This is a genomic window from Enterobacter cloacae complex sp. GF14B, assembly GCF_004136805.1.
Classification (GTDB): Bacteria; Pseudomonadota; Gammaproteobacteria; order Enterobacterales; family Enterobacteriaceae; genus Enterobacter; species Enterobacter hormaechei_C.
On record NZ_QFRV01000001.1, the window covers coordinates 52,851 to 66,208 of the forward strand.

General features: G+C 58.0%; 12 protein-coding genes and 1 riboswitch. Of the genes, 7 read left to right on the forward strand and 5 right to left on the reverse strand.

The window, feature by feature from the left end; all coding sequences use genetic code 11:
* Together leuC and leuD are read left to right on the forward strand one after the other, a co-directional pair.
* Positions 1-1,401, forward strand: a complete 1,401-nt coding sequence (gene leuC, locus DD606_RS00230; protein ID WP_109949055.1) for a 3-isopropylmalate dehydratase large subunit — start codon at positions 1-3, stop codon at positions 1,399-1,401.
* A 10-nt stretch (positions 1,402-1,411) separates the two neighbouring features.
* A complete protein-coding gene (gene leuD, locus DD606_RS00235) occupies positions 1,412-2,017 on the forward strand; it encodes a 3-isopropylmalate dehydratase small subunit (protein ID WP_045895233.1) in 606 nt (201 codons plus the stop codon).
* 91 nt (positions 2,018-2,108) lie between these two features.
* On the opposite strand, the gene DD606_RS00240 is transcribed toward leuD, so the two are convergent.
* From DD606_RS00240 to sgrT, 3 genes are all read right to left on the reverse strand, one after another.
* Entirely contained in the window at positions 2,109-2,261 is a 153-nt protein-coding gene (locus DD606_RS00240) for a Hok/Gef family protein (protein WP_010427008.1), read from the reverse strand.
* Between the two features lie 216 nt (positions 2,262-2,477).
* The gene (locus tag DD606_RS00245; RefSeq protein ID WP_129258055.1) at positions 2,478-3,656 is read right to left on the reverse strand and encodes a sugar efflux transporter; all 1,179 of its coding nucleotides are present in this window, start codon (positions 3,654-3,656) and stop codon (positions 2,478-2,480) included.
* 121 nt (positions 3,657-3,777) lie between these two features.
* Positions 3,778-3,930 carry a glucose uptake inhibitor SgrT gene (gene sgrT, locus DD606_RS00250; RefSeq protein WP_003856388.1) on the reverse strand — a complete coding sequence of 51 codons (153 nt, stop codon included), beginning with the start codon at positions 3,928-3,930 and terminating at the stop codon, positions 3,778-3,780.
* An 88-nt stretch (positions 3,931-4,018) separates the two neighbouring features.
* On the opposite strand from sgrT, the gene sgrR reads away from it, so the two are divergent.
* The 4 genes from sgrR to thiQ all read left to right on the forward strand — a co-directional run bounded on the left by sgrR (position 4,019) and on the right by thiQ (position 9,097).
* On the forward strand, positions 4,019-5,674 hold the full coding sequence (sgrR, locus tag DD606_RS00255) for an HTH-type transcriptional regulator SgrR (protein WP_129258057.1): 1,656 nt from the start codon (positions 4,019-4,021) through the stop codon (positions 5,672-5,674).
* A 36-nt stretch (positions 5,675-5,710) separates the two neighbouring features.
* Positions 5,711-5,811: riboswitch (TPP riboswitch) on the forward strand.
* Between the two features lie 31 nt (positions 5,812-5,842).
* Positions 5,843-6,826, forward strand: a complete 984-nt coding sequence (thiB, locus tag DD606_RS00260; RefSeq protein WP_003856391.1) for a thiamine ABC transporter substrate binding subunit — start codon at positions 5,843-5,845, stop codon at positions 6,824-6,826.
* A complete protein-coding gene (gene thiP / locus DD606_RS00265; protein WP_126297027.1) occupies positions 6,802-8,412 on the forward strand; it encodes a thiamine/thiamine pyrophosphate ABC transporter permease ThiP in 1,611 nt (536 codons plus the stop codon). Before thiB ends, thiP begins: the two co-directional genes overlap by 25 nt.
* Complete coding sequence (thiQ, locus tag DD606_RS00270; RefSeq protein WP_032608486.1) at positions 8,396-9,097, forward strand: thiamine ABC transporter ATP-binding protein ThiQ; 702 nt, start codon at positions 8,396-8,398, stop codon at positions 9,095-9,097. Before thiP ends, thiQ begins: the two co-directional genes overlap by 17 nt.
* A 476-nt stretch (positions 9,098-9,573) precedes the next feature.
* On the opposite strand, the gene DD606_RS00275 is transcribed toward thiQ, so the two are convergent.
* Complete coding sequence (locus DD606_RS00275) at positions 9,574-10,341, reverse strand: DedA family protein (protein ID WP_003856400.1); 768 nt, start codon at positions 10,339-10,341, stop codon at positions 9,574-9,576.
* A gap of 118 nt (positions 10,342-10,459) precedes the next feature.
* On the reverse strand, positions 10,460-11,305 hold the full coding sequence (gene araC / locus DD606_RS00280; protein WP_003856402.1) for an arabinose operon transcriptional regulator AraC: 846 nt from the start codon (positions 11,303-11,305) through the stop codon (positions 10,460-10,462).
* Between the two features lie 337 nt (positions 11,306-11,642).
* Here araC and araB point away from each other — a divergent pair, with 337 nt between their 5' ends.
* On the forward strand, positions 11,643-13,352 hold the full coding sequence (gene araB / locus DD606_RS00285; protein ID WP_059294296.1) for a ribulokinase: 1,710 nt from the start codon (positions 11,643-11,645) through the stop codon (positions 13,350-13,352).
* Positions 13,353-13,358: the final 6 nt, after the last annotated feature.

The following is a 13,358-nucleotide window of genomic DNA, read 5'->3' on the forward strand; positions in this document are numbered from 1 at the left end:
ATGGCTAAGACGTTATATGAGAAGTTGTTTGATGCGCACGTTGTCTACGAAGCACCAAACGAAACCCCACTGTTGTACATCGACCGTCATCTGGTACACGAAGTGACCTCTCCTCAGGCATTTGACGGCCTGCGCGCGCACAAGCGTCCGGTGCGTCAGCCGGGTAAAACCTTTGCCACGATGGATCACAACGTTTCCACCCAGACCAAAGACATCAATGCATCTGGCGAGATGGCGCGTATCCAGATGCAGGAGCTGATTAAGAACTGTAACGAGTTTGGCGTGGAGCTGTACGATCTGAACCACCCCTATCAGGGCATCGTCCACGTAATGGGGCCTGAGCAGGGGATTACCCTGCCGGGCATGACCATCGTCTGCGGCGACTCCCATACCGCGACGCACGGCGCGTTTGGCGCCCTGGCGTTCGGGATTGGGACCTCTGAAGTTGAACACGTTCTGGCGACACAGACCCTGAAGCAGGGCCGCGCCAAAACCATGAAGATTGAAGTGAAGGGTAAAGCCGCGCCGGGTATCACCGCGAAAGATATCGTGCTGGCGATTATCGGCAAAACCGGCAGCGCAGGCGGCACCGGTCACGTCGTTGAGTTCTGCGGCGACGCTATCCAGGCGCTTAGCTTGGAAGGTCGTATGACCCTGTGCAACATGGCCATTGAGATGGGCGCCAAAGCAGGCCTGGTGGCCCCAGACGAAACCACCTTCAACTATGTGAAGGGGCGTCTGCATGCGCCGAAAGGTCAGAATTTTGACGACGCGGTAGCGTACTGGAAAACCCTGAAAACGGACGAGGGGGCAATTTTTGATACCGTTGTGACGTTACAGGCGGAAGAGATCGCCCCGCAGGTCACCTGGGGCACCAACCCGGGCCAGGTGATTTCTGTCAACGACAGCATTCCTGACCCGGCTTCCTTCGCCGATCCGGTCGAGCGCGCCAGTGCAGAAAAGGCGCTGGCCTATATGGGGCTGAAACCCGGCGTACCGCTGACCGACGTGAGCATTGATAAAGTGTTCATCGGCTCCTGTACCAACTCCCGTATTGAAGATTTACGCGCTGCGGCAGAAATTGCTAAAGGCCGCAAAGTGGCGCCGGGCGTGCAGGCGCTGGTTGTGCCGGGCTCCGGTCCGGTGAAAGCCCAGGCGGAAGCGGAGGGTCTGGATAAGATCTTTATCGAAGCAGGCTTCGAATGGCGCCTGCCCGGCTGCTCCATGTGTCTGGCGATGAACAACGACCGCCTGAATCCGGGCGAGCGATGTGCCTCCACCAGCAACCGTAACTTTGAAGGCCGTCAGGGCCGCGGTGGGCGCACCCACCTGGTCAGCCCGGCAATGGCCGCCGCTGCGGCAGTCACCGGTCATTTCGCCGATATTCGCAGCCTGAAATAAGGAGACAATCATGGCAGAGAAATTTACCCAACATACGGGCCGTGTTGTCCCGCTGGATGCCGCTAACGTCGATACTGACGCTATCATTCCTAAGCAGTTTTTGCAGAAAGTGACGCGCACGGGTTTTGGTGCGCATCTGTTCAACGACTGGCGCTTCCTCGACGATAAAGGCGAAGTGCCAAACCCGGAATTCGTCCTGAACTTTCCGGAATACAAAGGCGCCTCCATTTTGCTGGCGCGGGAAAACTTTGGCTGTGGATCGTCGCGTGAACATGCGCCATGGGCATTGACCGATTACGGCTTTAAGGTGGTTATTGCCCCCAGCTTCGCGGATATCTTTTACGGCAACAGCTTCAACAACCAGTTGCTGCCGGTGACGCTGAGCGACGAACAGGTCGATGAATTGTTCGCGCTGGTTAAGGCAAATCCGGGCATGTCGTTTGAAGTGGATCTGGAAGGGGAAGTGGTGAAAGCCGGGGATAAAACCTACAGCTTCAGCATTGATGCCTTCCGTCGCCACTGCATGCTGAACGGTCTGGACAGCATTGGCCTGACGCTGCAACACGAAGAGGCTATAGCCGCCTACGAGAAAAAACAGCCTGCGTTTATGGGCTAAAGGCAATGGCCCGCAGGGCGCGGGCCATTGATAAGGGTGCGTTGAGGCTCAACCACTCTGGAGAGGCGGGGAAAAACCCCCGCCAATACCGCTAACGTTTTGCTTCGTAAGCCAACACTGCTGCCAGCTCTGTTTTCTCCTGTCTGAAGTGCAGCTCACACAGCGAGTCGCGCACCATCCAGGTGAAGATCAACAGCGTCGTACAGATCAGAAACAAACCTAACAGCAGAGTACGTTTTGGCATTCCAGCCTCCTTATTGCTTTTCGGCAATGAAGAGACTAACCTCGCAATGTGGGTTGTGAAGTTAATCTCCCCATCAGTTTTTTGATGTGGGACTCTCCACTGTTTGCCTCTTGCGAAAGCCTGAGGCAAACAGCCTCAAGCACCCGTCACGCACTCTATGCGCCTTCTCTGCGCCTGTCAGAAAGTCGTTTCATTTCGTGAAGCCGCCTTCCAGAATCAAACGTCTTTTACCCGGCACGTCAGCATCAGCGTGACAAGCGAAATCGCTGCGATCACCCAGTACACGGATGCATGTCCATAGCTTTGCGACAGTCCCCCCTGAATCACCCCTGCCAGAATCACGCCGGTAGAGATACTGTTGGTAAACAGCGTGGTCGCGGAGCCTGCGCGCCCCGGCATTAAATCCTGAAACCAGAGCATGCCGATCCCGGCAACGATGCCGATAAATACCGCGTTAAACAGCTGTAACGTCAGCAAAGCTTCACGCGAATGGAACAGGATCAGCCCCGCGTAGAACACCACCCCAGCCGCCACGGCGACGACCATCATCCGACGCTTTCCGAAACGTTTCACGTAGTAACCCGCCAGAATCATCGCCGGGATCTCCAGTCCGGCAGCGGTGCCCATCAGAATACCCGCGAGCTTGTCGGGCAGTCCCAGATCGCTGCTGATCCACAGCGGCATATCGATAATGTACATGGTGTTGCAGGTCCACATCAGCGTGGAGGCGATAAACAACATGCGGACGTTTTTATCCTGCCAGCCGCTTACGTGGGTGATGGGCTTGTCCGTCACCTGCTCTACGCGCGCCACCGATGGCAGCACAAAGGCTATCAGCGCCAGGCTGATGGCAAAAATTCCCGCCGCGATGGTGAACATGACGGTGAAACCGTAGTTCAGCGCCAGCATGAACGCCAGCGGGGGACCGATGACCCACGCGAGAGAGAGCTGCGCACGCATCACCGAGCTGAACATCACCACTTCCCTCGCCGAGTTGTCGGCGTACTCCCGTGCCAGGGCGAAGAGCTGCGGCATGGCGGTGTTCGCCAGAGAGGCCAGCAGCACGCCGCAGGTAATGAGCGTCAGGTAATGGCGGTTGAAGGCAAACAGCAGCGCGTTGCCCACGGCCATTGCGCAACAAAAGAGGATCAGCTTGCGGCGATCGCCCTGGCTGTCGGATCGTTTCGCCAGCCACAGGCTGACGAGGATCCCGGCAATGGCGTTGACGGTGTAGAACAGGCCCACCCAAAACGGCTGCGCCCCCACCTCGCGGCTGAGAAACAGGCTCAGCGTCGGCGCCTGTAGCGCGCCGGCTACGCCCATCATGAAGGCCACCAGCATAAAAGCGGCGTACACGCCATTCAGGCGTCGCCCCATCGTCATCAACCAGAGCATGCGCAAGTCCTTATGAAAGCGAATCGAAATTGGGTGAAATAGTAAACGAAAAAAGCCAGCAAAAAACATTTTGCTGGCGGGTGATTAGCACCAATACTCAGTCACACATGATCGAGGCGAGTTAGCGAGAAGAGGTCGGTTTCGTAACGTCCCACTGCATCAGATCTTCCAGTATTCTCAGCCGCTGCTCTGCGCACTGGCGGGCCAGCCAGGACACTCCCTTTGTCGCTGAAAAATAGTGCTGATAAAACTGACGTGCGGTAGACCTCTTCATAATTTACCTCCTCGCTTCATCGATAAGGATTATTGGCTTAATATAGGGATTAATAAATTGCTGATTTTTTGTCAGGAGTTCCCCTTTTATGCCTTCTGGTCGTCTGCAACAACAATTTATCCGCCTCTGGCAGTGCTGTGAGGGGCAATCGCAGGAAACCACGCTCAACGAGTTGGCTGACCTGCTTAGCTGTTCCCGCCGCCATATGCGCACGCTGCTCAATACCATGCAGCAGCAGGGGTGGTTAAGCTGGGAAGCGGAGGCGGGACGCGGGAAACGCTCGCGGCTGACCTTTCTCTACACCGGGCTGGCATTGCAGCAGCAGCGTGCAGAAGACCTGCTCGAGCAGGACCGTATCGATCAGCTGGTCCAGCTGGTGGGCGACAAGGCCGCCGTGCGCCAAATGCTGGTCTCCCATCTCGGACGCAGTTTTCGTCAGGGCCGACACATTCTGCGGGTGCTCTACTACCGTCCGATGAAAAATCTGTTGCCCGGCACGGCGTTACGGCGTTCTGAAACCCACATGGCCCGACAAATCTTCAGCGGCCTGACGCGAATAAATGAGGAAAACGGGGAACTGGAGGCGGATATCGCGCACCACTGGCAACAGCTTTCCCCGCGCCACTGGCGCTTTTTCTTACGCCCCGGCATTCATTTCCACCATGGACGCGAGCTGGAGATGCGCGACGTTATCGATTCCTTAGAGCGAGCCCGCACGCTGCCGCTCTATTCGCATATCTCGCGGATCCACTCCCCAACGGCCTGGACGCTGGATATTGAGCTATCGCAGCCGGACAAATGGCTTCCGTGGCTTCTGGGCTACGTCCCCTCAATGATCCTGCCTGCCGAGTGGCGCTCCCTGAACAATTTTTCCAGCCAGCCGATTGGTACGGGCCCCTACTCCGTTACACGAAACAACAGTAATCAGCTGAAGATCCGCGCCTTTGATGATTACTTTGGCTACAGGGCGTTGATCGACGAAGTGAACGTCTGGGTGTTACCGGATCTCAACGAAGAGCTGAGCGCAGGCCTGACCCTGGAAGGGCCAACAGCCGGTGAAAGGGCGTTCGAAAGCCGCCTGGAGGAGGGCTGCTACTACCTGCTCTTTGATAGCCGCAGCCATCGCGGGGCAAACCACGACGTACGCAGGTGGATAAGCCATATTCTTGCCCCTGCTAACCTGATTTATCACGCAGAGGAGCAATACCAGACCTGGTGGTTCCCGGCCTATGGCCTGCTTCCGCGCTGGCACCATGCGCAGCCAGTGCGCAGTGAAAAACCTGCCGGACTGGAGACCATCACCCTCAGCTACTATCGCGATCACATTGAGCACAGGTTTATCGCAAGGATCATGAGCACGCTGCTGGCAGCCGAAGGCGTGACGCTGGCGATACAGGAAGTCGATTATGATGAATGGCATCGCGGAGACGTCATCAGCGATATCTGGCTCAACAGCGCAAACTTTACGCTGCCGCTTGATTTCTCGCTCTTTTCTCACCTGTACGAAGTGCCCCTGATTCAGCACTGTATCAACCGGGACTGGCAGCAGGACGCCGCACGGTGGCGGGCAGGAGAAATGGATCTGGCCGCCTGGTGTCAGGAATTACTGGCCGGGCAGACGATCGTACCGTTGATTCACCACTGGCTGCTGATCCAGGGCCAGCGCAGCATGCGCGGCCTGCGGATGAACACCCTGGGCTGGTTTGATTTTAAATCCGCCTGGTTTGCGCCGCCGGAGCCATAACGCTTTCGTAATATTCACCAAATCATTACAATAGCGCCGTTCTCAACGGGGTGCTGCATCACAGATGTGCGCTGAGATAATACCCGTCGAACCTGATCCGGATAACGCCGGCGAAGGGATTTGAGGCTGTCTCTCAAAATCCTTTGCCACTCAACCCTGAGGTGCAAAGTGTTAAAAAACGTTCTTCCTCTGCTGGCGCTGTTTGCGCTGCCTGTTTTTGCTAAGCCTGTTCTGACGGTCTACACCTACGACTCCTTCTCCGCCGACTGGGGCCCTGGCCCGGTGGTAAAAAAAGCCTTTGAAGCGGACTGCAACTGCGAGCTGAAATTCGTGGCGCTGGAAGATGGCGTCTCGCTGCTTAACCGGCTGCGCATGGAAGGCAAAAACAGCAAAGCCGACGTGGTGCTCGGGCTGGATAACAACCTGCTGGAAGCCGCCACCCAAACCAGACTGTTCGCCAAAAGCGGCGTGGCGGCAGATGCCGTTAACGTACCGGGCGGCTGGAAAAACGACACCTTCGTTCCCTTTGATTACGGTTACTTTGCGTTTGTCTACGATAAAAACAAGCTGAAGAATCCGCCCAAAAGCCTGAAAGAGCTGGTCGAAAGTGACCAGAAATGGCGCGTGATTTACGAAGATCCGCGTACCAGCACGCCGGGTCTGGGGCTGCTGCTGTGGATGCAAAAAGTTTACGGGGATAAAACGCCGGAAGCGTGGCAGAAGCTGGCCGCGAAAACCGTTACCGTCACCAAAGGCTGGAGCGAAGCCTATGGCCTGTTCCTGAAAGGCGAAAGCGACCTGGTGCTGAGCTACACTACCTCTCCGGCCTACCACATTATCGCCGAGAAGAAAGACAACTACGCCGCCGCGAACTTTGCTGAAGGGCATTATTTGCAGGTGGAAGTGGCCGCCCGCACCGCCGCGAGCAAACAGCCGGAGCTTGCGGAAAAATTCCTGAAATTTATGATCTCCCCGGCATTTCAGAACGCTATTCCGACCGGCAACTGGATGTACCCGGTCACTGACGTTGCGCTGCCGGCAGGCTTTGAGCAGCTAAACAAGCCGCAAACCTCACTGGAATTTACGCCGCAGCAGGTTGCCGCCCAGCGCGCCGCATGGATTAGTGAATGGCAACGCGCCGTCAGCCGCTGATCCCCGGCTGGTTAGTTCCCGGGCTGCTCGCCGCCGTACTGATGGTCGTCGTCAGCCTGGGTGCATTCCTTGCGCTGTGGTTTAACGCGCCAGAGAGCGATCTGCTCGCCCTCTGGCACGACAGCTATCTCTGGCACGTCATCCGCTTCTCCTTCTGGCAGGCGTTTCTCTCCGCGCTGCTGTCGGCGATCCCGGCCATTTTCCTTGCACGCGCCCTCTATCGCAGACGTTTCCCCGGCAGGCTTGCCCTGCTGCGGCTGTGCGCGATGACGCTGATCCTGCCCGTGCTGGTGGCGGTGTTCGGCATTCTGAGCGTCTACGGTCGGCAGGGCTGGCTGGCATCCCTCTTCAACCTGCTTGGTCTGGAATGGACCTTCTCCCCTTACGGCCTGAAAGGCATTCTGCTGGCGCATATTTTTTTCAATATGCCGATGGCGACGCGCCTCTTTTTACAGGCGCTGGAAAACATTCCCGGTGAGCAGCGTCAGATTGCCGCCCAGCTTGGCATGCGCGGCTGGTCGTTCTTCCGCTTTGTCGAATGGCCGTGGCTGCGACGCCAGATTGCTCCGGTTGCCGCGCTAATCTTTATGCTCTGCTTCGCCAGCTTCGCGACCGTACTTTCTCTCGGCGGCGGGCCGCAGGCCACCACCATTGAGCTGGCGATCTATCAGGCCTTAAGTTACGACTACGATCCGGGCCGCGCCGCGCTGCTGGCGATCGTGCAGATGGTCTGCTGCCTGGCGCTGGTGTTACTCAGCCAGCGGCTAAGTAAAGCGATCCCCACAGGTAGCAATAACCTGACAGGCTGGCGCGATCCGCAGGACAGCCTGCACAGCCGCGTCGCGGATTTTATGCTAATCGCATTGGCACTCCTGCTTCTGCTGCCCCCGCTGCTGGCCGTTATTGTTGATGGCCTGAATCGCAATGTGTTGTCGGTACTGCAACAGCCTGTCCTGTGGCAGGCGACGTGGACCTCATTGCGCATCGCGCTGGCAGCCGGGATCCTGTGCGTGATCCTGACCATGATGCTGCTCTGGAGCAGCCGCGAGCTGTACGCGCGTCATGCCCGTAAAGCCGCACACGCGCTGGAGCTGACGGGTATGCTGATCCTGGCGATGCCGGGCATTGTGCTGGCGACCGGATTCTTTTTACTGTTCAACAGCACCATCGGCCTGCCGGAAAGCGCCGACGGCATCGTCATTTTTACCAACGCACTGATGGCCATCCCTTACGCGCTCAAGGTGCTGGAAAACCCGATGCGCGACGTCAACAGCCGCTACAGTTTGCTGTGTCAGTCGCTGGGCATGCAGGGCTGGCAGCGTCTGAAGGTGGTCGAACTGCGCGCGCTAAAGCGTCCGCTGGCCCAGGCGCTGGCGTTTGCCTGCGTGCTGTCGATTGGCGATTTTGGCGTGGTGGCCCTCTTCGGCAACGAGGATTTCCGCACGCTGCCGTTCTGGCTTTATCAGCAAATTGGCTCCTATCGTAGCCAGGACGGCGCCGTCACGGCGCTGCTCCTGTTACTGCTGTGCTTTGCGTTATTTACCGTTATCGAAAAACTTCCGGGGCGTGATGTTAAAACTGACTGATGTAACCTGGCTTTATGAGCACCTGCCAATGCGTTTTACCCTCTCCGTTCGTCAGGGAGAGCGAATCGCAGTGCTTGGCCCCAGCGGGGCCGGAAAAAGTACCCTGCTCAATCTGATTGCCGGTTTTTTACAGCCTGCCAGCGGGTCGATCGTCATTGATAATGGCGAGTATACCTACGCTCCGCCGGCTAAGCGCCCGGTGTCGATGCTGTTCCAGGAAAACAATCTGTTCAATCATCTTACGGTGTGGCAGAACATCGCGCTGGGTATGGATCCGGGGTTGAAGCTCAATGTTGCGCAGCGTCAGACGCTGGAGGCGATCGCCGAACAAATGGGCCTGGCTGCGTTTATCAACAGACTACCGGGTGAGCTTTCCGGCGGCCAGCGCCAGCGCGTGGCGCTGGCGCGCTGCCTGGTGCGCAAGCAGCCGCTACTGCTGCTCGATGAACCCTTTTCGGCGCTCGACCCCGCTCTGCGTCAGGAAATGCTCTCGCTGGTTGAGGAGGTTTGCGAGCGCGAACAACTGACGATGCTGATGGTTTCGCATAGCATCGAAGATGCCGCACGCATCGCGCCGCGATCGGTGGTGATCGCGGAGGGACGTATTTTGTGGGATGGGGAAACAGAAGAACTTCTGAGTGGTAAGGCGGGGGCATCTTCACTTTTAGGTATTCGTGAGGTCTGATGCCCTCACCCTTGCCCTCTCCCACAGGGGAGAGGGATCCCCAGTAATTTGAAAGCAAAAGCGATAACGTTGCCTCAGAATAACTGAGGGCTTTCAGCGATGCCCTGGTCCGGCTGTAAATCGCTGAGGCGTTTCCTGTAGGCCGGGGCGAGGCGCAGGGATGCGCCGAGAGGGCGTGGCCTGCATGGATGCAGGCTCATGCCCGACCCGATAGCCTGAAGGAATAAGCCGAAGGCACCGCGAAGCGGCGATTTTCCGCCGGAAGCCCGGGTCGCCAGGGTGGTGGCGACTGAGCCACCCTGGCACGTTCACCGGCCATGTCGTGACAGAGTAGCAAGGAACATATAGTGAACGGAATGACCACCAGAGCCGTATGTTCCCCCTCACCCCAGCCCTCTCCCTCAAGGGAGAGGGGGCCGTCTGTGCAGGCATTATTTTGTGGGGAACCCTCAGCCCACAGGGAGAGGGAAAACACCTTAACGGCTCACCACCTTTAACAGGATCTCACCGTACACCGGCATCAGCGGGTGACGAATCAGCGCGACCAGCGCGACCACTGCCACGCCGAGCGTCAGCGGGGCCAGCCAGAGCAGGCGAGTGCGCGGAAGATAGCGCGTCAGACGATCAACACTGGCTTTCGCGCTGCGCCACAGGCGCCAGCAGAGCCAGACCGCCAGCCACAGCAGCACCGCCGTGCCCAGCAGCAGCCATTTAAACTCACCGCTTTGCATACCGTCAGGAATATCAATCGCCGCGCCCGCCAGGATACCCGGCAGGAAGTAGAACGGCGGCCAGAAGACGCAGCCGATGATATTCGGCAACACAAACTTCGCGACGGGCAGATCCAACATCCCCGCCACCATCGGCACCAGCGGGCGCGTTGGGCCAACAAAGCGCCCCACAAGGATAGTGAACATGCTGTGCTGGTGCAGCGCGTGCTCGGTTTTATCCAGCAGCGCTTTGTTCTTTTTCATGAACGACCAGCGGTGCAGCGGCTTCTTAAAGCGCCAGCCCAGCCAGAAGGAGATCCAGTCCCCCAGCAAACAGCCGATAATACCGGCCATCCACGCCTGCCAGAAATTGACCTCGCCGCTGCCGATAAGCGCCCCAAGCCCCGCCATCATCACGGTGCCGGGCAGGATCAGCCCGACCAGCGCCAGCGACTCCAGAAATGCCACCAGCGCCACGGCGATGAGCGAATACATAACGGACTGGGTAATAAAATGTTCCAGCAATGCCTGCATAACTATTCCGGTCAGAAAACGAATCAGCGATTCTGCTTAGCGCCCTGCACCGCGTCAAGGCATCAATTGTCTGAATAGTTTACAAGATGCGCCTGAAGTTCACCTGAATGTTTACCGATTATTCACATCCCGCACGGAATTCGCTCGGGCTGGCACCGGTGCACTTCTTAAACACGCGAGAGAAATAGAGCTGATCTTCAAAGCCGACGTTACGCCCGACGGTGGCGATAGGCATTCGGGTGGTGCTGAGCAGCAGTTTCGCCTGGCTGATGCGCTGATCCTCGCGCCAGCTGAGTACGCTCACGCCAAGCTGCTGGCGGAACAGATGCGACAGCCGTGACGGCGACAGGCACACATGCTGGGCGACGCTGGCAATATCAAACTGGCTGTCGGCAAGGTGGTCGCTGATGTACTGGCAGGCGTCGCGGACGCGGTTGTCCAGCGGCGGATTAAGCGACTCGTTGATGGCCTCCATGCGGCGCAGCAGCACCTGTTCAAGCAGGTTGATGGCCAGCAGTTCGGCGTAGCGCCCGCCCGCCTGCCCTGCCTCAATAATCTGTGCGAACAGCTCACGGAACTGCGCCAGATGCGCCTCATCCGGGCGATATAAACCGGTATGGGCGAAAATGGCCGGCCACGAGAGCCACTCCTGCCAGTAGGCGCGCGGACGGAAATAGACCCACTGGTGATACCACTCTTTGGCATCCGGGTGGCGCCCGTAGTGATGGATCTCCCCCGGCGGGAACAGCAGCATATCACCGGGGCGGCAGATAAACTGTTGATCCCCATTTTTGACGACCCCTTCTCCGCGTACGGTCAGGTTCAGGATATATCCCTTCATGCCAAGAGGGCGATCGACGTAAAAATCGAGATATCCCTCGGCCTCAATTGGCGTCAGTCCCGCCACCAGATGGGCGTTAAATGAGTAGCCCGGCAGTAAAGGATCGTTTTGCGGTTCGGCCATAGATTCAGTTCTCCCAAGGGTCCTGAAGGAAACCAATTGTCCATATCGATAAAAGCAGTATAAAAATGGCCCGCGAAAAGATCCAAAAAGCATCACGCCTCTTTTACGTCCGCCATGTTTCAGCCTTTCCCCCTGATTTCTCCGCCAGCACGGGTGGATAAGCAGTAACAAAAGTGTCTATAAGTGCGGCAGAAATGTCCACATAGAATATTTGCACGGCGTCACACTTTGCGTGGCTACAGCAATTTAGTCCATAAGATTAGCGGATCCTGCCTGACGATTTTTGTCCCTAGTCTCTAATGTTCTTCCATACCTGTTTTTTGGATGGAGCAACATCATGGCAATTGCAATTGGCCTCGATTTTGGCAGCGACTCAGTTCGCGCGCTGGCAGTGGACTGTACGACTGGCCAGGAGATAGCAACCAGCGTTGAGTGGTATCCGCGCTGGCAAGAGGGGCGCTACTGCGATGCGCCAAACAACCAGTTCCGTCACCACCCGCGGGACTACATCGAGTCGATGGAAGCGGCGATCAAAACCGTTCTGGCGGAGTTGACCGACGCCCAGCGGGCCGATGTCGTGGGGATTGGCGTCGACAGCACCGGCTCAACGCCTGCCCCTGTCGATGCCGAAGGCCGCGTACTGGCGCTGCTACCGGAGTTTGCCGACAACCCGAACGCCATGTTTGTGCTGTGGAAAGACCATACCGCCGTGGAAGAGGCGGAAGCCATCACCCGCTTATGCCATCAGCCGGGCAAAAATGACTACTCCCGCTACATCGGCGGGATTTACTCCAGCGAGTGGTTCTGGGCCAAGATCCTGCACGTTACCCGCGCGGACGCGTCGGTCGCACAGGCAGCGGCGTCATGGATTGAGCTGTGCGACTGGGTTCCCGCCCTGCTCTCCGGCACCACGCGTCCGCAGGATATTCGCCGCGGCCGTTGCAGCGCCGGGCATAAATCGCTGTGGCATGAAAGCTGGGGTGGTCTGCCTCCGGCAGCGTTCTTCGATGAACTCGACCCGATCATCAACAAAAACCTGACATACCCGCTGTTCACCGACACCTTCACCGCCGATATCCCGGTCGGCACGCTCTGCGAAGAGTGGGCGAAACGCCTCGGTCTGCCGCAAAACGTGACCATTTCCGGCGGCGCGTTCGACTGCCATATGGGGGCCGTGGGCGCGGGTGCGCAGCCCAACACGCTGGTGAAAGTTATCGGCACCTCCACCTGTGACATTCTGACGGCAGATAAAGCCAGCGTCGGCGACCGCGCGGTGAAAGGCATCTGCGGCCAGGTTGACGGCAGCGTGGTGCCTGATTTTATCGGCCTTGAAGCGGGCCAGTCCGCCTTCGGTGATATCTATGCCTGGTTTGGCCGCGTGCTCGGCTGGCCGCTGGATCAGCTGGCTGCCGCGCATCCTGAACTGAAAACGCAGATTACGGCGAGCAAAAAACAGCTCCTGCCGCAGCTCACCGACGCCTGGGCAAAAAATCCGTCTCTCGACCACCTGCCGGTGGTGCTGGACTGGTTCAACGGCCGTCGTACGCCGTTTGCCAACCAGCGTCTGAAAGGAGTGATTACCGATCTCAACCTCGCGACCGACGCGCCCGCGCTGTTTGGCGGCCTGATCGCCGCCACCGCGTTCGGCGCGCGCGCCATCATGGAGTGCTTCATCGATCAGGGCATTGACGTGAACAACGTGATGGCGCTGGGCGGGATCGCCCGTAAAAATCCGGTGATTATGCAGGCCTGCTGCGACGTGTTGAACCGGCCGCTGCAAATTGTGGCCTCCGATCAGTGCTGTGCGCTGGGTGCCGCGATTTTCGCTGCCGTGGCCGCAGGCGTCCATGCGGATATCCCGACCGCGCAACAGCATATGGCGAGCGCCGTCGAAAATACGCTCCATCCGCAGACTCAGCAGGCACAACGCTTTGAACAGCTTTATCAGCGCTACCAGCAATGGGCAAAAAGCGCCGAACTTCACTATCTCCCTGTCGCCGCCCCGGCCAAAAGCACCGCGGACACTACGGCAACCCTGACACATTAAGGACAC

Bases quoted from the DNA above. Each gene is read 5' to 3' on its own strand.
- leuC (WP_109949055.1), top strand. From the start codon at position 1: ATGGCTAAGACGTTATATGAGAAGTTGTTTGATGCGCACGTTGTCTAC.
- leuD (WP_045895233.1), top strand. From the start codon at position 1,412: ATGGCAGAGAAATTTACCCAACATACGGGCCGTGTTGTCCCGCTGGAT.
- DD606_RS00240 (WP_010427008.1), bottom strand. From the start codon at position 2,261: ATGCCAAAACGTACTCTGCTGTTAGGTTTGTTTCTGATCTGTACGACG.
- DD606_RS00245 (WP_129258055.1), bottom strand. From the start codon at position 3,656: ATGCTCTGGTTGATGACGATGGGGCGACGCCTGAATGGCGTGTACGCC.
- sgrT (WP_003856388.1), bottom strand. From the start codon at position 3,930: ATGAAGAGGTCTACCGCACGTCAGTTTTATCAGCACTATTTTTCAGCG.
- sgrR (WP_129258057.1), top strand. From the start codon at position 4,019: ATGCCTTCTGGTCGTCTGCAACAACAATTTATCCGCCTCTGGCAGTGC.
- thiP (WP_126297027.1), top strand. From the start codon at position 6,802: ATGGCAACGCGCCGTCAGCCGCTGATCCCCGGCTGGTTAGTTCCCGGG.
- thiQ (WP_032608486.1), top strand. From the start codon at position 8,396: ATGTTAAAACTGACTGATGTAACCTGGCTTTATGAGCACCTGCCAATG.
- DD606_RS00275 (WP_003856400.1), bottom strand. From the start codon at position 10,341: ATGCAGGCATTGCTGGAACATTTTATTACCCAGTCCGTTATGTATTCG.
- araC (WP_003856402.1), bottom strand. From the start codon at position 11,305: ATGGCCGAACCGCAAAACGATCCTTTACTGCCGGGCTACTCATTTAAC.
- araB (WP_059294296.1), top strand. From the start codon at position 11,643: ATGGCAATTGCAATTGGCCTCGATTTTGGCAGCGACTCAGTTCGCGCG.